The sequence below is a fragment of the Lysinibacillus sp. NPDC093210 genome, assembly GCF_044753985.1.
Lineage (GTDB): Bacteria > Bacillota > Bacilli > Bacillales_A > Planococcaceae > Lysinibacillus.
In genome coordinates this window covers 1-20,304 of the sequence record NZ_JBIVOE010000003.1, presented here as the reverse complement: position 1 = coordinate 20,304, position 20,304 = coordinate 1, and the positions used below count along the sequence as shown (strand labels likewise).

The window sequence follows — 20,304 nt, the reverse complement described above, 5'->3', positions numbered from 1 at the left end:
TTTTTCTGGTATGTAATATGTTTCGTAGGGTGCGAAATCATTGCGTATGTTACAAAGTTTGCACAATTGGCAATCACGAGGCTTAATGGATGGGGGGCGAGCAAAGTGATGAAAGCGCAGAAGGATGCTTGCTTATTAAAAGCGATGACACAGTATGGCGATTACTTAGTGCGCGTGTGCTATACATATGTACAAAACTGGGCAGTAGCCGAAGATTTAGTGCAAGATACATTCGTGAAATATTATGAAAAAATGGACCAGTTTCGTAAAGAAGCATCTGTAAAAACGTATTTATATCGTATAGCGATTAATCATTGTCATAATTATTTATCTAGTTGGCGTTATAAAAAAATACAAGTAATTGATTCTTGGAATAAATTAACTGGAAATGAAGTGAATCCAGTTATTCAAGTGCTTGCAAATGAGTCCGATCATATGTTAGTTGCAGCCATTGAAAAGCTACCTACAAAATACAAGGATGTCTTATTATTATTCCACTTTGCAGAATTATCGTTAAATGAAGTTGCTGAAACGTTAAAGATGAAAGAGAATACAGTCAAGACAAGGTTAAGAAGGGCACGTCATTTAATTGGCCTGACACTACAGGAGGAGGGATTTGAATATGGATCAGATTCGTAATGCTATGAATACTGTCTATAAAGAAGGTTCGTTTTCAATGGACAATCAAGCAAAAACCTTACGAAAAATCCATCAGCAAAGAAAACGCTCCCTAACCCCTGTTTTATTAACGGTATTCTTAACAGTAAGTCTGTTTATAGGACTTGATATGCTTATATTTAATATCGAACAAATATCTCCCGATACGCCAGTAATATCTGGTTCTGCATTGTACTCCGAAAAATCTGGTCAGGAAAAAGACTATACAGTTCTCCAGCAACCTTGGATGATGGCTGGAGTAGTAGCGATTGCTATTTCAGGTTGCTTTGCACTCTATGCGCTACGTAAAAAGTGGTTATGGTGGGTGTTGCTTTGTGCAATCATCATAATAACAATTGTTGGCAATATGTCTGAACGCATTAGCTATCGCTATTACGTAGCAAATGAAGCCGATATCGTGAATACTTTGCAATCAGGGGTATGGCCTATCGGAAATACCGATGATTTACGTCTGTTTGACACGATTACCATCAAACAATATCGTATGAGTTATTTTTCTACACCATATATGCAAGGCATTGCTTTTTTCAAGCATGATAGTAAAGGTTATAAATTGGATCACTTTTTTTTGACTTCGGACGACACAATGCAAGTTATGGCAGTACCGGAGATACAATATATTGTAATTCCGCTTGTTAAGCAAAATACAATTAAGAAGTTAATTATAAACATGAATAACGAACAGATTGAATTGGCTGTAAGTGCAAATCGTGCGCAACTAGTTTTAGTACCTTACCACTCGAATGTCGATTTAGCAGCCATCACAATACGAGCTGTTCAGCAAAACGGTACTGTTGACGATTTATATGAACAAACAGACATTTATATTAAGCCAGACAGTGAATAGCTTAACATTTAATGAACCCTTCATCTTGAACACTGCGAAAGTGACAAGATGAGGGGTTCAATTTTGGCAAGTAGCAGCATATATAGATGGATGGGAATGAAAAAGCATATGGCTACGTCTTAGGTCTTAGTCGAAGTTAAAGCTAAAGGTCGTTTTCATATATCCTAATTCAGATAAAATGGATTTAATGGAAGAATATATAGTGGGAGGAAATAAAAGTGAAAAAATTTTTAAGCTTTGCTTTAATGATTAGCGCTTCGTTGATAGTTTTAACTGGTTGTTCTTCTTTTGTTCCCGAGAAAGAAAAAGAAGATACTTTTTCGGTTAAAAAGGATGATGCAAAGAAGTTAGATGTAGAAATTAATCTTGGTGTTGGTGAAATGACAGTTGCAAAAGGTGCAACGGAATGGTTGGAAGGAAGCGCTCAATATAACATAAAAAAACTAGCGCCAAAAGTACACTACAAACAACGCGGGAAAACCGGTGATTTGGTCATTGAGCATAAAGGATCTACTAAAGTTAGAATTGGCAATATAAAAAACGTTTGGGATATCGAACTGAATGAAGATATACCGATGGATCTTTCAGTGGAGACAGGTGCATCAAAAGCAAGGCTGGATTTAAGAGGTCTAAAGCTTGAAAACTTAGATATTGAAACGGGTGTAGGAGATCTATATGTTGATCTAGGTGGAGATTGGAAAGAAAGCTTTGAAACGAATATTGAAACGGGTGTAGGTCAAACTACGGTTATTTTACCTTCAAAGGTCGGCGTAAAAATTACAACTGAAAAAGGAATTGGCTCCATCAATCTTGAAGGCTTTATTGCTAAAGGGAAAGGAATTTATGTCAATGAAGCATATGAACAAGCAGACATTATACTAGACATAAACTCTGAAATTGGCGTAGGCGATATTACATTTAAACTGGATAAATAAGTACTTTCTATATTGCTTTAAATTTGTGCGTCAAATACAACAGGTAAATTGTATTTGACGCTTATTTTGTGTTAGCTTAAAAGAAGCAACAGAGATTGAAGGAGCGAACGTATTGAGAACTTTTACATATAAGCAACCCGCATCGATTGAATCGACAGAGTTAGTTGAAATAGTGAATGAGGAAGGAAACGTATCTTCAAACGTACAACGGATTTATTCCAATGGGCTGAAAAAGGTTTTTGACCGTATGATGGATTATCGGTATTTTGTACAATTCGATGTAAGCGCAGTGGATGGGCAACGTCTTTTTACATGTAAAAAAATATCCCGACGGGGGCGTGTGCATTTTAAAGGGAAGGATATTTTAACAGGCAAAGATTATATGATTGCCTATGATGGCTGGCAAATCATGATTCCTGATTTAATCATAACAGATGGTCAACATAAAATAATGCTGAATAAGGAAATGGAAGACTGGTCAGTATTTACATTAAAAGAACAGCCAATTGCACGCTGGCAAGCAGTTTATCAAGAAACACATTTTGACATTACGCTTCAAATTGAAGAAACTAGCCCGATTCAGCACGAAGCTTTTTTTATTGCAATAGGGCAGGCTGTATTATTTGTCGGTGCATAGTAAGTTAAACACCAACAATATTAAATAAAGAATGGTAAAACAAACTGCCGTTGCTTTTCGCTTCGGGCGCATGCTTTCAACTTAGCACACTAACTGTAATGTGTGTTCAGAGCAGAAGTCGTCGCCAACCACTCATGAGTGCCTGGCACTACTCGCGACACATACTGCTTTAGGATGAACTTGATTGCCTTTTATCGACATTGTGAACAGCTCTCATTATGGGAGCTGTTTTTTTATTGAATGTCGGGGTTAATCATCGGAAATTCACTGTTATAATGTTAAATATAGTATAAAATGTATTCGTTAGTTTCTAAATTGAACCGTTGAATACATACGAAGGTGTGAAAGAAAAAGAGTTTTAGTTAAATCATCTTGAGGAGAGGATGGAATGAAGAATAATCCGATTTACGTTGAGATTGATATGCAAGCATCAATGGAAGATGCATGGAAATATACTCAAAATCCGAAGCTCCATGAGCAGTGGGATTTGCGTTTTACTAAAATTACATATGAAGATAAAAAGTTTCCAAATGAACCACAACGCTTTACCTATGAAACGAAGGTTATGCCTGGTTTAACAGTAAGTGGTTGGGGAGAAAGCAAAGGGGAGCATATGAAAAAAGATGGTACGAAAATTTCCTCTTTGCACTTTGGGACTCCCCAGAAAATATCGCCAATCGCAGAGGGAAAAGGATACTGGAGGTACATCCCTAAAGAACAAGGCGTAACATTTTTAACGCAATATGATTATGAGGTTCGCTTTGGAAAACTTGGTAAACTATTTGATTTTGCGTTTCGTCCACTAATGGGATGGGCAACAGCACTCAGCTTTGACGTATTGAAAAGATGGTTAGAGAAGGAAGAAAAACCAAGTACCCAATATGTTCGCTTCTTTTTAATAATGCTTATTAGTATATTCTTTTGCATAGTTTGGCTGTACCATGGTCTAGTGCCAAAAGTGATGGTTCAGCATCCTGAAGAAGTAATGATGGTAAAGGAATCACTTACCATTCTGAATGGTGCCGCACCAACGAGAAGTGACGCCAATCTAAATAATGAGATTTTTCTAGTATTTTGTATGGGTATTGTAGAAATGATTTTTGCGCTTTGCTGGTTATTACCTAAAGGGAAGCGGATGCTCTTTCGGTTACAAATTATTTTGTTTCCATTATTAACGGTCGGTGCAGTACTTGTAAATACAAATATTGCTATGGCGCCATTTAACCCAGTGACCTTTAATGGAGCATTATGGGTACTATCCATTGTTGGGTTTATTCTGAGTAAAGATTTACCAAGTGCGAAAAGTTGTAAACGAAAGCGAGGGGAAAAAGGATGACCATTTATCAAACATTATTAGGAGAAGATTTTAAAAGACTTCATCCGAAACTGCAACAGCGCTATGCATTACCATTAAATCAAACTTTTTTCGCAAAAGGTGTTATGCATAGCATTGAATCAGGTGCAAAATGGATGCGTCCTTTTTATATGGTTGCTGCAAGATTTAAGTTCTTATTTCCCGAATCCGGAAAGCATGTCCCATTTACAATAAGCAATACTTGTCGCCAATTGCCCAATGGAGAACTAGAAGTAAAATGGGAACGAACTTTTTTTATGACTAAAAAAACAAGGCATTTTGATGCAAAGATGACGGTAGATCCAGTCAAAAAAGTTGTAAAGGATTATTTAGGCTCACCAGCTCTTTTTTATTCTGACTTATTGTTTTCTGTAACGAGTGAGGGGAAATTAATTATACGGTCTGGCGCTCAACGTTTTGTGATGTCTAAACTAGAATGTAAAATTCCTAAAATGTTAGAAGGGCATGTTATCGTCGAGGAAGGCTATGATGATAGCAGAAATGCTTTTACAATTCATGTTTATATTCATAATCCACTTTTAGGGAGGTTAATGATGTATGCTGGTGAATTTACGCAAAAATCTATTTAGTCCTGTGTTATTAATTGGGTGGGTACTCATAATCACTTGCTATCTATTTAGTAAGCAACCTGATTATTTGATTTTGCTTACATTTGCACAACTTGTATTAGTCCCTGCTATGCTAAAAATGGTCGTAACTTTCAATAAAAAAGGTCATGTAATTTTGATTATAATGATGCTTGCTGTAACACTATTACATTGGTTGGCTGATAGTGAGTTAGCAATTTACTTAGCTGTTGTGTACGTTCTTTATACAGCCTTTATTGCACTACACGGATTGACAAGATTTTTACAGCGTGGTTTTACGAATATAGCAGAAATCTCTATAGATATTGGGCTCATATATATATTTATTGGAGGACTGTGGTTTTTTGCTTATATTGCAAAGATTGATACAGGATTTTCGCCGTTAATTACGTGGTTAACTGCAATCCACTTTCATTATTCTGCATGTTTATTAGCTATTTCTATAGGCTTGTTTGGAAGAATACATAAAAGTAAAGGATATAATATCGTCGTTTTGACTTTACTGTCTGGCCCACTGCTCGTTGCACTCGGAATTGCATTTTCAACAATCATTGAAATTGTGTCAGTTGCACTTTACATAGGTGCTATCTATTGGCTGTTCAAGCTTTTGATGAAGACAAGTTTGCCTAGAAGACAGGGTTTCTTGTTGCGGATTTCTTATGGTTCATTATGTTTGACAATATTATGGTCCTTACTTTATGCATTTGGTAATTTTACTGGCATAATTCTTGTCAGTATACCTGATATGCTAACATTTCATGGCTTAGTGAATTGCTTGCTGTTTGGATTAGTCGGCGTAATCGCATGGGGCTTGGAAGTTCCAAAATCTACCCATCAACCATTTGCTTTTCCAGTAAGTCGTATACGGGGAAAATTACATACAATAGGAGATGCACATGCAGGTTTAGTTGATGCACTACAAAATTTTGTAGATACGCGAAAGCTTCCTCAAGTCATTCCTCACTTTTATGAACAAACGAACTGTTATCGACTAATTGCTTCCGTACAATGGCGAGCATGGTTTAAACCACTAGCGTTTATTTATCATGGTATAAGCCGTTGGATGCAACAGCTTAATTTACCTTTGACAAGCAAGCAAGTAGAGATGGATGGCGTTATTGTCAAAGTAGATGAACGACAGGATGGTCGACATTCCCCACGAGCATGGATCCGTACGATCGATGAGCAAACAATCTTTGTGGCGATATATTCACAACATACGACAGCTCAAACAACGTATATGAATATTGCATTACCTCTTCCTTTTTCAACAATGATAGGTATTTTATATGTATATGAAAAAGATGGGGAATTACATATAACAAGTTCCCATGGCGGGGATGCAGGTATATATTTAGCAATGAAACACTATGTATTTAGACTGCCTTTAAATGAGCATTTTACTATTTGTGCTAAAAATGAGACAACATTATCTGCTGTTCATACGATGCGCATTTTTGGACTGCCATTTTTGCGTATAGATTATCAAATCGAACGAAAAAAAGACGACCATGTCAGAAATTGTTAAAAAATCTCCTGTTTCGTTTTAAAAACGAAATGGGAGATTTTATGTTGTAGCTATAATGACATTGAAGACAGGTGAAAAGTCTTAGTATTATCCGTGATTTATAATCCAATAGGGAAAACAATTTGTAAAAAGGATGCTGAAAAACACAAAGAAACTACTAATTTATTCAATTATATATAAGAAAAATTCTAAAATCATCCTAAAACAAATGAAAAATGGTAGATTACTAATATTGTGCAATTGAGTTAAAATTTCTTGATTGTAAACAAAGACTTATTCGGTATAAAAAAGTATTCTATTATATTTCAATAGCAAATTGAAGGGTATTAAAAAATGATATTAAAAAAGGGGAGATTGAATAATGCACTTTAAATCCATTGGCAAAAGAATCATTTTTGCATTTAGTATTGTAGTAGCAGTAATTGTTTTTTATATTAGTTTTAATTTTTACGAAATATCTCAAAGTAATAATGCAACTGAACAAATAGTTGAAGAGGAATTGCAATTATTAATAACAGATTATGAGTTAGCATCAACTATTGGATTACGGATTGCGGCGGCGCGTGGATATGTGTTGTCTGGTAATGAAAAATATAAAAATATTTATAGTGAAAACGTAGAGAGAGCACTTAAAAATGAAAAAATACGATTTTCTATTTCGGAATCGTCGGAATTTACCAAGTATTCGGAAATGGCGAAAGATTGGAGTAGCTATGTCCAAAAAGAAGTATTTGATGTATATGATCAAGGAAATGTGGAATTAGCTGTACATAATTTAGCGGCAATGGATACGAAAGCTACGGAAATTCGTGAAGGATATGAAGGCTTAGCAGAACAACGGAAACAATCCATTAATGCAGTTGGAGATTCATTAATTACTTCTGGAGAACGTAAGCAAACTGCAAGTATTATTGTTGGAATACTTATCGTCGTCATTGCAATTATTACAGCACTAATTAGTGCTCGTCGTATTTCTAAACCAATTATTTTGATTACTAAACGAATGCAGCGCATCACAGAAGGTGTTTTAAGTGAGCCTGCACTAATTGTAAAAACAAAGGATGAAATAGGGCAATTAACAGAAGCAACAAACACTATGTCTCAAATCTTAAATGATTTGTTAAAACATATTCAGTCTGTATCAAATGAAGTTGCTACACACAGTGAAGAACTAATGCAATCAGCTACAGAAGTCAAAGATGGTACAGAGCAAATCGTTGATACGGTGGCAGAAATAGCGAGTGGAACAGAAGTGCAAGCGAGTAATGCTTCTGATGTTGCGACAAGCATGACTGACTTTTCAACGAAAGTTACTGATGTCAATCAAAGTAGTAAAGATGTCTATCAGTTCTCTGAATCTGTGATGAGATTAACAGAAGAGGGCAAAGAGCATATGGAAGCTTCTACACAGCAAATGATGACCATTGACTTTATTGTAAAGGATTCGGTCGAAAAGGTAGATGAATTGAATAAACGAACACAGGAAATCTCTAAAATAATAGCGGTTATTCATGAAATTGCTGCGCAAACAAATTTATTGGCACTAAATGCGGCAATTGAAGCGGCACGTGCAGGGGAGCATGGTAAGGGCTTTGCTGTCGTAGCAGATGAAGTTCGAAAACTTGCTGAACAAGTATCTGCATCAATTAATGAAATTACTAATATTATTAACATAATTCAAGATGATTCAATGACTGTAACAACATCATTAGAAAAAGGCTATGGAGAGGTTGCAAAAGGTACTACACAAATCGTTTCCACGAATGAGACATTTAGTGAGATTGCAAATGCTGTTTATTCCATGTCATCTAGCATCGTCCAAATGTCTTCTAAGCTAGAAGAGGTTGTACAAAGTACGATGGATATTAATAAATCAGTTGATGAAATTGCTGCTGTTTCAGAGCAATCAGCAGCAGGTATTCAAGAAACTTCTGCGACGATAGAACAAGCTGCAAGCTCTATGGACGAAATTAGAAATAGTTCAAGTAATTTAGCGGTAATGGCAGAAAATTTAAATGACCTAGTAGGTAAATTTAAATTATAAAAATTATTAAACCTATCTGATTTCATACTTTCATCACAATTAAACGATATACTATTGTAATGGAAGGTGGAGTAAAATTGAGAAAATATATACTATTAATATTAATGAGTGCACTTCTTATGGCACCTGCAGCAGCTTCTGCGCATACGATGGATAAAAGTATGCTTTATACAGATGTTTCTGCAACTTCAGCCAATATAGAAGAAATCATGGTCCTTCAAAGTATGGGGCTTATTGGTTATAATGGTGTCGACATGGCACTGAACCCATCTGAGAACTTATCCCGTAAAGATTTTGCAGCTTGGATAGGAGCATTTTTCGGTCTTGAAGGTTCAACGGTGGAAGAGCTTGCCCAAGCAGCGAAAAATGAAGAATATGTATCTTCGTTAGAAGGAGACATTACATATAAAGAAATTAATACAGCATTATTGCATAATAAATATGAATTTGAAAAACCAGAGGCAACGTTGACAAAAGAGGAGTATATTACCTTTTTATCTGAAAACTTAGATATGGATATGGGGGGACATACTTTACTTCAAATGGGTGGTTTTTCTTATGGACCAACTGGAACAATTGAAGATGTTGTAACAGGAGATAACATTGGCGTTATCGTTGAAGGCAAAACCTATATGCTATCAGGTCATCCTCGTATTTTTGCTGATTCTACTGACCCTGAAAGCTGGATTGGTCAAAACTTAGAAAAATCTATAATGACGACGAGCGGTGGTCACCATCATGGACATGAAGAAGAACAATCATCAAATACACCGACAATACAATATATCCAAATTGCTTCGACTACACAACAAACAACAGAAGATACAACAGGTAAGTATGAAGGAACAGCAACACCACGAGAAGAACAGAAAAAGAATGAAGGAACTGACACAACTTCAACTAGCTCAAGCACGATATGGATTGTTGCAATCATTGTACTAGTTGCAGTAATTATAGCAACTTTCTTCATTAGACGAAAAAAATAACTAAGAAAAAAACCAGTAATAAGCGAATTAATCGCTTTATTGCTGGTTTTTATTTTTTGGAATATTACTTTATAAAATATAAGAAATATTGATTAATTCAGTAACTACTCCTTTTGAAATTAATAGGCATCATTAGGAAGTACCAAGTGAATTGTAAATTATTTGTACAATATTGTATAACGTGAAGTTCAATGGGTATATAAATAGGATGTAGAGGATTGAATAAAGGTACTGAGCTAAGGAAAATCGTAAAAGTTAGGAGGTATGTGGATGGCAACGCTTGTTGTAAAAAAAAGTATAATGCATCGTTACCAAAGTATCAATCAGGCGCTAAAGGATGCTAAAGTAGGTGACTTTATAGAAATAAGGGATGGCATTTACGAAGAAAATATAGAGATTTCAAAAAGGTTAACGCTTTATGGTAAGGGCGATGTCACAATTAAAGGCGGCGTGTTTATTCGCTATCAAACACATGTAGAAATGCGGAATCTTCGTTTTAGTCAGGGACAGGGAATATATATTAAAGGTGATTTACAGCTTGAAAACTGCGTAATTGAGCAACAAATGGTGAGTACGCAAGTAACAGTGAACTTTGGAAGTCTAATGATGAAAAATGTCGATATTATAGCAAGCCCATCCAATCAATTTGGATTGCGAATTGATAATGGGTCTAGCGTAATACTTTCGGAGTCTTCGATACAACAACATGCCAAGGCACAAATCATCGTGCAAAATAGTGAAATTTCAATATCAAAATGTTTGTTGTTAGAGGGTGCGATGAATGGAATCTTTGCCATACGGAATGTCAAAATGACCATAGAGGATTGTGAAATTCATGGGCACGAAAAAACACAAATTGTTGCTGCCTCAAGCACAATTAATATGATAAATACAGTAATTCATGGAGGAAAAGATCTAGGGATTCAAGTATTTAGTGGTTCTAAATTAACAATGGATCATTGTGAGATAAAACATCATATAGGGACAAATGTAGTTGTCCATGAAAGCGAAATTGTTACGTCAGATAGTATCATTGCGAATGGTCAAAGTAACGGATTTTATATAGGTGAAAAATCAAAAGCTATCATCTATGATTGTCTGTTATTTGACCATGTAAAGCCACAGTTGTTTATTGAAAATAGTAAAGCTGAGGTTCGAAAATGTCATGTGAGAACAGGTAGTACAACAGGAGTCACTATTTTTAACGAAGCGGAAGTTATTATGACTGAATGTGATATACATCACCATACACAATTTCATGTTATTGTAGACGCAAGTGGGCTTGTAGTTGATCAATGCATTATACATTCTGGACAGACGGGCGGAATTTATGGCAATGACCATGCAAAGATTACACTTAAAAATACACACATACAGGATATTGAAAGCCATCATATTTATATAAATAATGCACGTCTATTTGCGAATAATTGTACTTTTAAACACATTGTAGGTAATGGTATTACATGTATTGATGCAATTGTTGAGGTGGTAGACAGTAAATTTATGCACTGTCAGCAAAGCCCTTATTCGATTTTTTGGTCTGATAAGTCAATGGGACGCATCCAAAATTGCGCAATCGATGAAACCGAGCGAACATTTTTAGCAATGACCAATCAATCCCTTCTTGAAATTGTCAACATGAGTTTAGCTCATATCAAAACAGCAGCAATTGTCCAGGAACAGAGTCAGCTATATATACGAGGGCAATTTAACGATGGAAAATGCCAAAAAGATAGCTCCTCAAAAATCACTCGTCCAAATATACAGCCTGTAACGACTGAAAAAATACAGCGATTCGTTGAGAAGTTCAGTACATGTAACGTGAGCAATAGGGAAGAATGAAAAAAGTGTAATACGAGTAGTTTCAAAATTTTGAAATTACTTTTTTTTGTGTGAATTGTCATTATGATTAGCTATAAAACAGTCATTTTTATAGAACAACTAAGATAATAAAATGTATCAAAAATAAAAAAGGAGAGAATACATTAATTATTTGGACGGTACGAGTGTAAATACTTGAAGATTACTTTTAATTCATGCAAAATATTGACAAAGATTACTGGATTTCGACATAAAAAAATTTATTTTTAAAGTAAAAATAATATTCTATTACTATTGCTCAAGGGAGTATTATGTTAGAAAACCTTGTTAATTTATTGGAATTAAGGAATAAAGTATTTGTAATATTATATACAATATAATAATGAGTGTTTTAATAGAAGAATGAGTTATTAGAAAGTTTAGTTTTTAGATTGATTAATTCGTGTGTTATATCCTATAATTAGTAAAAATGGTTCATTAATAATAATGCTTGTCTTCAGTACTAGAACTTTGGATAATGTTTTTGGAATAGTGAATTATTTTTGGAATATGAAATGGGGTGAGAAAAGATGTTTGGGCTTTCGAAAGAAGAAATTATGTTGATGCTTAAGAAGGTTGAATTGGCAGATAACCAAAAAAGTGCAATAGCTGATATATTTCATCAAAATAATCTGTTAATTGAGCAGCAGCTAGCATTTATTATCCATCTAGTAATAGATGAGCGCGAACGAAATACTTCAAACAATACATATTTAAATTAATGCTGAGTGATTTTGTCGAAGGAATGCAAAAAATGTCCTTACAGATCCATAGAACAATTTGTCAATATTAAGTGAACTCATATATATATATTAGGATAAAAAAATCACAGTGGTATGAAACTGTGATTTTTTCTTGTTTTAGAAATGGTAAATATTGAAACTTTACTGATATCTAAACGTAAAAGATAATAAGGAAAACATACATGGGATAGAGATGATAATCAATACGGCATTGCTCATGCTCGATTGGCAAAACGATTAATTCCAAAAACCATCGTAAATGCATAGGGACACCTATCATTTATATTAAAATGAATCATTTCTTAGACAACTTCTTTTAAATGTATTACGCAAATTCACAAATATATATAACGAGTCAAGGCATAGGAAATCTTTTGTAGTAAAGGAGCATAATTAAATTGACTATTTTACTAAGACTTATTGAACAGGCGAAGCGTCCAAGAGGGTTGATAGGCTCAGTAATGCTACGTATTATGAATGTAGCTCATAGTGGAATGAATAATTGGTTAATCCAAAGTGGTGCAATTGATAATGGAGATGTTGTTTTAGACATTGGATGTGGTGGGGGAAAAACGATCCAAACAATATCCAAAATCAATCGCCATGGAAAGATCTATGGAATCGATTTTTCCGAACAAGCGATAAGAAATACTACGAAAGTAAATCAGTTAGATGTAGCTAATGGTAAAGTAATTGTAAAACAAGCAAGTGTTTCTAATATTCCATATCCAGAAGCTTTTTTTGATAAAATAACGGCATGCCAAACACATTATTTTTGGCAAGATTTAGCGAACGATGTTAAAGAAGTATATAGGGTTTTAAAACAAGGTGGTCAGTTTATTATCATTTCAGAAATATACAAAATCAATTATCATAGAAAGGACTATAAAACCAATATAGAGATAAGGCAGCTATTCGACAGTGTAGGTTTTCAATCGGTGAACATACAAGAACATACAAAAAATGGCTGGCTCTATATAATAGGCACAAAATAACCGATACAAATTAACAAGGAGGTTGAATAGATGAAAAGATGTGAATGGGTGAAGTTGGACGAGCCCTTATACGTAGATTATCATGACAAGGAATGGGGTGTACCAGTTTATGACGATCAACACTTATTTGAGATGCTTTGTCTAGAAGGAGCGCAGGCTGGACTTAGCTGGTGGACGATTTTACAAAAAAGAGAGGGCTATCGTGAGGCTTTTGACAAATTTGATGCTTCCAAGATCGTCACGTATACAGAAGATAAGTTAGCTGAGCTTAAAGAGGATCAGCGTATCGTTCGCAATAAACTAAAAATAGCCAGTGTCGTAACGAACGCGCAAGCTTTTTTAAAAGTTCAACAACAACATAAATCATTTTCTAATTACATATGGTCTTTTGTAGATCATCAACCTATTGTCAACAATTGGGCAACTATAGCTGAAGTACCCGCGACAACAGAGCTAAGTGAACGTATGAGCAAACAGTTAAAAAAAGATGGATTTAAATTTGTTGGAAGTACAATTTGTTATTCATTTATGCAAGCGGTAGGAATGGTCAATGATCATATTGTTGAATGCGGTTGTCGTAAAAGATAATTGCAGAGTGTTAGTAAAAGAAAAAAATGAGTATCATCGGTCTAGAAGAAAGCGCCTTCAAATGCAACTCTAAAATGGAAGTATGGCAATTGAAAAGTGACCTAAATAAAGGTGTATTGCTTGTCTGCTTTATAAAATAACGAAATTCAGCTAGACAATTGGTATGTTTTCGTATATAATAAAATTAATAAAAAGATTTCTTGATTTAAAATATTGAATTCACCTATTACAAAAGTAATCGTGTTTTTCGGTACTTTTTATAATAGGTGAATTTTTTTTGAAGAAATTGTTTATTAATTTATTTTTTTGGAGGTTTCGTATATGAAACAAGGTACAGTAAAATGGTTTAACGCAGAAAAAGGTTTTGGATTTATCGAAGTTGAAGGTGAAGCAGACGTATTCGCTCACTTCTCAGCGATTCAAGGTGAAGGTTTCAAATCACTTGACGAAGGTCAAAAAGTTGAATTTGAAGTGGAAGACGGTAACCGCGGACCACAAGCTAAAAACATCGTTAAACTTTAATTAATAATTGCATTTGCAAAAGAGGCATCCTTCGGGATAGCCTCTTTTTTTGTGCTGTTTAAACATCCATATACAGAGAAATGTTCATGTAGGATGGTTAACGTTATTTTTCATGCCATGTTAATAGCATCAGCCTGTAAATAATGAAGACGCCAATGTAAGCACCAGATACTAAAAATAGTGGATTTAAAAAAATGGCATGGATTGTTGTCATAAATACTGCATTATCAACAATGATTTGATAGATGGAGGTAGATGCAATGCCCCCAAATAAGAGCATAGTAAGAACTGCTAGAATGTTAAACAAAAGGCGAACGATGTTGCTTTTCTTTTGAAGCAATAGCATTACGACAGGAACAATTATGCTTGATACTACTAATAAAATTTTCAATCAATCACTTCCTTTACCTAATTATGACCACAGACATTTAGACATAAACATTCACTGTATTAGCCATACCCATTCTATTATATGGAAAACAGCATTTAAGTAATAAGAAGTGTTAAATAATTGATAATGGGGTAATAAAGATTAAGTGAGAGGCGTATAAGAGGTATCAACCGTATAAGTAAAATTAGAAATTTATATGCGAATATAGGATGGTTATGCCTTACAAAACATATAATGTTTTATGGACCAACATGATAAACAAGAACAATTAACCTGATGATATGAGAAAGTAAATGAAAATAAAGGAGGGAAATGAATATAAAAGTGAATCGTTTTTTACACACGAAAAGGAAGGTGTATAAAATGGAGAATAAATCAGTTGTAAAAAGTGGAATAGGATTTGGATCAGTTCTCGCTATTACAATATCATGGAGTGTTAATCATTCGATAATTTGGGCTATTATACACGGTTGTTTTAGTTGGTTATATGTAATTTATTATGCTTTAACAAGATAAGGTACTTTTAAACAAATATAAATGACAGACTATGCATATTGTAGCTAATCATATACTTTGCCGTTTTGGCATACATAACTAAGTGTTGCTTTGAACCTAGTGAAACTTCAAGCATCAGTATTAGAAAAAGGGATGATACTATTCATATACGCAACATGAAAATAAATAATTGGATTATTGTAGAAAGGTTGATAGGATGACACATCAAGTTACTGCTACGAGCAATATTGATTTTTATGCAACAGGTGTTGATGAAGTATTGCAAAATGTAGCTTATATTTTATCTACATTTGTCATGTCTTACCCAGAAAAAAGGGCGAGAGATAAGAAAAAGGAGATGGAAGTACCTTTTCAAATTGCAAAGAGACGGAATACCGCACGTATTATTGACAGTATCCAACGTTTTGAACCGCGTGCAGTTGTAATAGATGTGGATTATTTAGGAGATGTGTTTATAGGAAAGCTAGAACCAATTGTAAAAGTAATTGTAAATGGAAACGGCGGAGCTTTGCAATTGAAATAAAATTAAATGGTCATAGCTAGAACCATATAGAAAGCATCTGCTTGATAATCGCGGATATATTAATTACTGGTTGACGCAGCAGACATTGTCTGAGCAGACTGAAAAGTATTCTAGATTGCAAGCAGATGCTTATTAAGTGTTAGTTGATCTCTAGCTTATGATTATACAGTAGCAATACGTCTGATTGCGTCAATTCTTTCGCAATCGATGATAATTGGTTCAGATGCTGCTCCATTCTCAACGAAATATGCACAGCAATTTCTGTTATCTAATTTTAAAAATACTACTCCAAGGAAGCTACCCCCACCTGATAAATAAACATCAACTGTAGTGCCTAACTCAAATCGTTTTAATAAATGACAAATACAGCCTTTACAGTGATGGTGATCATCTTTGCATTCATCTCTATCTTCTTTCCAACAATGTTTATCTTCTTTACAGCAATGTTTCTCTTCTTTCCAACAATGTTTATCTTCTTTACAGCAATGTTTCTCTTCTTTCCAACAATGTTTATCTTCCTTACAATCACAATGATGCTGTTTATGTTTCCATTCATCATGTTTATGACAGCATGATTTCTCTTTATGTTCTTGGTCATGTTTACCACAGCAACATTTCTTTTCAAATTTACTGTAATCCCAATTCATATGTTTGAAATATCTATTATCTTCCATTCTATTATCTCCCTTTTGTTAGTTTGTTTGTAATGCGAGCGCCAGCGTTACATTTATATACTATGAATTGAAATGCTATTGACTTGGTAAAATGTCCATCAAATATATTTAAAACAAAAAATTATTTCAAAAAAATTAAATTGGTATGTATACCTAAAAGAAGCGGATGGTATAAAAATATAAGGTTAGATAACATAGTCTAAAAATTAAATGGGTGATAAGTATGATCTATTAACTCCAATCCAAACGAGAACGAAGTATGAAGTTATACCTCAGTAATTAACTTCATATAACTTCTACGACCGCTATTACCTCATTTATTAATTTCTTCTTTTAAAAGCGATTTTTTTAAGGTTTCGTATTTTTTTGAAAAGGAGAGCAAGAGAGGGTGCATAAAAGACTAAAAAGAGGCCTTTTTTTTATAGTGATTGTTTTGATTATCTTATTAGCAATTTATTTAAAAAATCAAATGCCCTCAACTTTACAAATTACTCAAATTAATTCTTCACAAACAAATGCGGAGGAAATAGCACAAAAATTACAAAGTACACAATTAACTAAAAAAATAATTATGGCGTTACGTGCTGAAGGCTATCAACCTGATAGTACGATTGAATATTTAATTGACTCCTCGGACAATCAAATTATTACAATACATTTACATGATTTAGAGAAATTAGATAGTAGAACAGAAAGCAAAATTCAAAAAATAGTAACTAGTATTGCCGAAAAAAATAACTTTAATTTGTTTATTGTGGATGTTCAACTTACAAATATTGATTGAAGTTTTTGTATATGCAAGATGGTCAAATACTATAAGACAAAATAGATAGTAATAACTATCTTAAATTGAATAATATTGGAAAATTATTATAGTTTATACCTCCCTTTATTGGTATATTTAGTATGTTAAAAGAAATATTGGGAGGATTTTATTGATGAAGAAGTTTGTATTAATAGCTGTACTTTCTTTAGTAGCAATTATGGCAGCAGCATGTGGAAATGAAGTAAGTAAGGGCGGTAACGCCTCTTTACCAATGAGTGAGACAAAGAAGGAAGAATCATCACCTGAAAAAGAATCTGAAATCAAAGACGAAGTAGAACAAGAAGCAGCTGCTCCAGTTGTAACGGTTAATTACGCAAGAAACTATTTAGAAGATGTTCCTAGTATTACAGAAGAACAATTAACATTGGATAAGCAATCATATAATTTCATTTCAACAAATGCAGATTTGTTCCCTGCATTATCAAAAGATGCAATTCAAAAGACGAAAAAGCTTGCGGATGATAAAATCACTTCCAAGCATTTAAATAAAAATGTAAAGCCATATTTAGAGCAAATGGTAACTTTTGCTGGCGATATCATTCAAATTCAAGAGGAAACATTAGATGATGGAACACCTGTGTCAGTCATTCTAATTGAAGATATGGATTTTAATGCTATATTTGCAATTGGTTATCATACAACAGAATTCCTTGAGGGAGATTTTGTTGAAATTTGGGGTTTACCATTAGGTCCATATAATTATGAAAATGTTGATGGTGGCACTACTTTAGCTCAAGCTATAGCTACATCTTATATCGAGTAGTAAATAACTGGGCACACTCTTAGAGATGTGCCCATTGTTATGTAAAAGTAAATCAAAACAACCTATGCTATAATCGCTAGGAAAGAGGTGATTATACTGAATATATTAGTTTTAGGTGCTACTGGTCGTGTAGGTAGTCACATTGTTTCATTAGCATTAAAAGAAGGTCATCACGTAACAGCATTAGTTCGCACGCCAAGTAAAATGAACATAGCCGATAAAAATTTATATGTTAAGCAAGGGAATGTCTTAAACATTGAAGATATTACTTCTGTTATGGCTAATGCAGATGTTGTCATTAGTGCACTAAATACTGATGGTACAAATACACTGACAGAAAGTTTACCTCTAGTTTTACAAGAGATGAAAAAGAGAAATGTATACCGAATCATTACTGTAGGAACAGCAGGAATATTACAAAGCCGTCTAACGCCTAGTTTACTACGATATCAGTCCAGTGAATCGAAAAGAAAGACAACAAGAGCAGCAAAAGAACATCACAATGTATTGAAGATATTAGAACGATCTGATATGGAATGGACGATTGTTTGCCCTACATATTTACCCGATGGACATTATACTGGTAATTATCGCGTAGAACGAGATTTCTTACCCGAGGATGGAACTGAAATCTCAGTAGCTGATACTGCTGAATTTACCTACCAGCAAATTCAGTGTAAAAAATATGTGAAATCTCGGGTGGGCATTGCTTACTAAGAGAAAAATAAGATGTTTTTTTAAGCAGTTGTATAAATTTAAAACACACTAGTTTTAACAATAATTTGTTAAAGCTAGTGTGTTTTTTTACAAATATAGATGACTAGCATGTTAAAAGTAAAATAAAAAAGGCTACCTTCGATAGAAAGTAGCCTCAAAACAGGAGAGTTTTTGTAAAAGCTGATTGTGCTTTACATTACTATTCATATGCTATGAAAGCTATTTTTGACTAGCCGTCCGCCTGATAACTATAAAAATACAATTATTTTATTCATTATTATAATTCTTACTCTAGCAACAGATAAATTAAAGAATTTTTCCCCTGTTGTAAGAGGCTTAAATTTATGGAGGAAGTATATCATTGACAATGTGTATACAAACGTATACAATGAAATTGTTATCAGATGTATACATTTGTATACAAAAGGAGGATATAAAATGAGAAGAGAAGAATTTAAAGAATATAAAAGAGAAGGACATCATCGTGGCGAGCGATACAGAGGAAAAGATAGTTCTTCGCATCATCGAGGGCCGAAAACATTCCGTCGAGGCAGAGCTATAGCCTTTTTAGAGACAATGAATGTAAAGCGTGCAACGATTAAACAGCAATTAGAGCAACCTGAGTTTCAATCAATTCAACAAATTTTAGTTGGAGAATTAAAAGCAATGGATATGGTCATTAATGAATTTATCCAATTATTTGAAATCCAAGAAAATGAAACAACGGATATGATTAGTGAAGATGAAAATACGATTATTGATAATAAAGAATCTATGCCGCATGAGGCGGAAGGTAAAGATATAAATGAAACAAATTAATGACTACATCGATTCAACTTTTTATCATCAAGATTCGCTATTAGAGGATGTTATTTCATCTATTGAAGAAAATGGCATGCCATCAATCTCAGTTTCACCTTCTTCAGGTAAATTTTTAACAATGCTTGTATCTATCTCTGGTGCAAAAAAAATATTAGAAATAGGCGCACTTGGAGGGTATAGTGGAATATGTCTAGCTAGGGGCTTTGGTAGTGCAGGGAAATTAACTTCTCTTGAATTAGAGGAAAAATATGCAACGTTAGCAGCGAGTAACTTATCTAAAGCTGGATTTAGTCAGCAAGTAACCTATATGACTGGACCAGCTTTACAAAGTCTCGCAACATTAGCAGAAGATAAAAAACGATTTGACTTTTTCTTTATTGATGCGGATAAAGATAATTATGAAAACTACCTAAACTATTGTCTTTCTCTAGCTGAAGAGGGGGCATTAATCGTTACAGATAACGTACTTGCTGGTGGCAGTGTAGCAGATCAGAGTGTAAAAAATAAACGTTATACAGAAATTATGAAAAAATTTAATGAAACAGTGGCTAATCACCCACAATTAGAATCTATCCTTATTCCAATTGGTGATGGCATCACAATTTCAAAAGTGAAAATAAAAGAATGAGTAACAAAATGCCTCGAGATTTTGAACTGCACCCCAATTGTTAGACACATCTAACAATTGGAGGTGCAGTTTTTTTATGGCTAAATATACTGCAGAGGAAAAATTACAAGCAGCTT

22 protein-coding genes are annotated in these 20,304 nt (G+C 34.0%); 20 read left to right on the top strand and 2 right to left on the bottom strand.

What is annotated here, in order from left to right; translation table 11 throughout:
* The first annotated feature begins 108 nt into the window (after positions 1-108).
* The 14 genes from ACIP9C_RS09280 to ACIP9C_RS09215 all read left to right on the top strand — a co-directional run bounded on the left by ACIP9C_RS09280 (position 109) and on the right by ACIP9C_RS09215 (position 14,328).
* Positions 109-639, top strand: a complete 531-nt coding sequence (locus ACIP9C_RS09280; protein WP_401010662.1) for a sigma-70 family RNA polymerase sigma factor — start codon at positions 109-111, stop codon at positions 637-639.
* Positions 623-1,525 (top strand): hypothetical protein, encoded by a 903-nt coding sequence (locus ACIP9C_RS09275; protein ID WP_401009926.1) that lies wholly within the window; start codon positions 623-625, stop codon positions 1,523-1,525. Before ACIP9C_RS09280 ends, ACIP9C_RS09275 begins: the two co-directional genes overlap by 17 nt.
* 218 nt (positions 1,526-1,743) lie before the next feature.
* Positions 1,744-2,460, top strand: coding sequence for a toast rack family protein (locus ACIP9C_RS09270; RefSeq protein ID WP_401009924.1), 717 nt, complete (start codon positions 1,744-1,746; stop codon positions 2,458-2,460).
* A 112-nt stretch (positions 2,461-2,572) separates the two neighbouring features.
* Positions 2,573-3,097 carry a tubby C-terminal domain-like protein gene (locus tag ACIP9C_RS09265; protein ID WP_401009922.1) on the top strand — a complete coding sequence of 175 codons (525 nt, stop codon included), beginning with the start codon at positions 2,573-2,575 and terminating at the stop codon, positions 3,095-3,097.
* Positions 3,098-3,485: 388 nt separating this feature from the next.
* Complete coding sequence (locus ACIP9C_RS09260; protein WP_401009921.1) at positions 3,486-4,433, top strand: DoxX-like family protein; 948 nt, start codon at positions 3,486-3,488, stop codon at positions 4,431-4,433.
* On the top strand, positions 4,430-5,041 hold the full coding sequence (locus tag ACIP9C_RS09255; RefSeq protein WP_401009919.1) for a DUF4166 domain-containing protein: 612 nt from the start codon (positions 4,430-4,432) through the stop codon (positions 5,039-5,041). Before ACIP9C_RS09260 ends, ACIP9C_RS09255 begins: the two co-directional genes overlap by 4 nt.
* The gene (locus tag ACIP9C_RS09250; RefSeq protein ID WP_401009917.1) at positions 5,010-6,587 is read left to right on the top strand and encodes a YndJ family protein; all 1,578 of its coding nucleotides are present in this window, start codon (positions 5,010-5,012) and stop codon (positions 6,585-6,587) included. Before ACIP9C_RS09255 ends, ACIP9C_RS09250 begins: the two co-directional genes overlap by 32 nt.
* Positions 6,588-6,948: 361 nt before the next feature.
* Positions 6,949-8,631 (top strand): methyl-accepting chemotaxis protein, encoded by a 1,683-nt coding sequence (locus tag ACIP9C_RS09245; RefSeq protein WP_401009915.1) that lies wholly within the window; start codon positions 6,949-6,951, stop codon positions 8,629-8,631.
* Positions 8,632-8,708: 77 nt separating this feature from the next.
* Complete coding sequence (locus ACIP9C_RS09240; RefSeq protein ID WP_401009913.1) at positions 8,709-9,617, top strand: hypothetical protein; 909 nt, start codon at positions 8,709-8,711, stop codon at positions 9,615-9,617.
* A 270-nt stretch (positions 9,618-9,887) separates the two neighbouring features.
* Complete coding sequence (locus ACIP9C_RS09235; RefSeq protein ID WP_401009911.1) at positions 9,888-11,462, top strand: right-handed parallel beta-helix repeat-containing protein; 1,575 nt, start codon at positions 9,888-9,890, stop codon at positions 11,460-11,462.
* Between the two features lie 548 nt (positions 11,463-12,010).
* Positions 12,011-12,202 carry a hypothetical protein gene (locus ACIP9C_RS09230; RefSeq protein ID WP_340824153.1) on the top strand — a complete coding sequence of 64 codons (192 nt, stop codon included), beginning with the start codon at positions 12,011-12,013 and terminating at the stop codon, positions 12,200-12,202.
* 419 nt (positions 12,203-12,621) lie between these two features.
* Positions 12,622-13,218 (top strand): class I SAM-dependent methyltransferase, encoded by a 597-nt coding sequence (locus ACIP9C_RS09225; RefSeq protein ID WP_401009909.1) that lies wholly within the window; start codon positions 12,622-12,624, stop codon positions 13,216-13,218.
* A 30-nt stretch (positions 13,219-13,248) separates the two neighbouring features.
* On the top strand, positions 13,249-13,806 hold the full coding sequence (locus ACIP9C_RS09220) for a DNA-3-methyladenine glycosylase I (RefSeq protein WP_401009907.1): 558 nt from the start codon (positions 13,249-13,251) through the stop codon (positions 13,804-13,806).
* Between the two features lie 321 nt (positions 13,807-14,127).
* Complete coding sequence (locus ACIP9C_RS09215) at positions 14,128-14,328, top strand: cold-shock protein (RefSeq protein ID WP_024360941.1); 201 nt, start codon at positions 14,128-14,130, stop codon at positions 14,326-14,328.
* Between the two features lie 103 nt (positions 14,329-14,431).
* Here the strand turns inward: ACIP9C_RS09215 and ACIP9C_RS09210 are convergent, their stop codons facing one another.
* Entirely contained in the window at positions 14,432-14,719 is a 288-nt protein-coding gene (locus ACIP9C_RS09210; protein ID WP_401009904.1) for a transposase, read from the bottom strand.
* Positions 14,720-15,431: 712 nt separating this feature from the next.
* Between ACIP9C_RS09210 and ACIP9C_RS09205 the strand changes: the two genes are divergently transcribed.
* Positions 15,432-15,758 carry a hypothetical protein gene (locus ACIP9C_RS09205; RefSeq protein WP_401009902.1) on the top strand — a complete coding sequence of 109 codons (327 nt, stop codon included), beginning with the start codon at positions 15,432-15,434 and terminating at the stop codon, positions 15,756-15,758.
* 161 nt (positions 15,759-15,919) lie between these two features.
* Here the strand turns inward: ACIP9C_RS09205 and ACIP9C_RS09200 are convergent, their stop codons facing one another.
* Positions 15,920-16,432, bottom strand: a complete 513-nt coding sequence (locus ACIP9C_RS09200; RefSeq protein ID WP_401009900.1) for a hypothetical protein — start codon at positions 16,430-16,432, stop codon at positions 15,920-15,922.
* A 388-nt stretch (positions 16,433-16,820) separates the two neighbouring features.
* Between ACIP9C_RS09200 and ACIP9C_RS09195 the strand changes: the two genes are divergently transcribed.
* The 5 genes from ACIP9C_RS09195 to ACIP9C_RS09175 all read left to right on the top strand — a co-directional run bounded on the left by ACIP9C_RS09195 (position 16,821) and on the right by ACIP9C_RS09175 (position 20,188).
* Entirely contained in the window at positions 16,821-17,216 is a 396-nt protein-coding gene (locus tag ACIP9C_RS09195) for a hypothetical protein (protein ID WP_401009898.1), read from the top strand.
* A 154-nt stretch (positions 17,217-17,370) separates the two neighbouring features.
* A complete protein-coding gene (locus ACIP9C_RS09190; RefSeq protein ID WP_401009896.1) occupies positions 17,371-18,021 on the top strand; it encodes a hypothetical protein in 651 nt (216 codons plus the stop codon).
* Positions 18,022-18,117: 96 nt separating this feature from the next.
* Positions 18,118-18,738 carry an NAD(P)-dependent oxidoreductase gene (locus tag ACIP9C_RS09185; RefSeq protein ID WP_401010660.1) on the top strand — a complete coding sequence of 207 codons (621 nt, stop codon included), beginning with the start codon at positions 18,118-18,120 and terminating at the stop codon, positions 18,736-18,738.
* A gap of 438 nt (positions 18,739-19,176) precedes the next feature.
* Entirely contained in the window at positions 19,177-19,557 is a 381-nt protein-coding gene (locus ACIP9C_RS09180; RefSeq protein WP_401009894.1) for a hypothetical protein, read from the top strand.
* Positions 19,544-20,188, top strand: coding sequence for an O-methyltransferase (locus tag ACIP9C_RS09175; RefSeq protein ID WP_401009892.1), 645 nt, complete (start codon positions 19,544-19,546; stop codon positions 20,186-20,188). The genes ACIP9C_RS09180 and ACIP9C_RS09175 overlap by 14 nt, the downstream gene beginning before the upstream one ends.
* Positions 20,189-20,304: the final 116 nt, after the last annotated feature.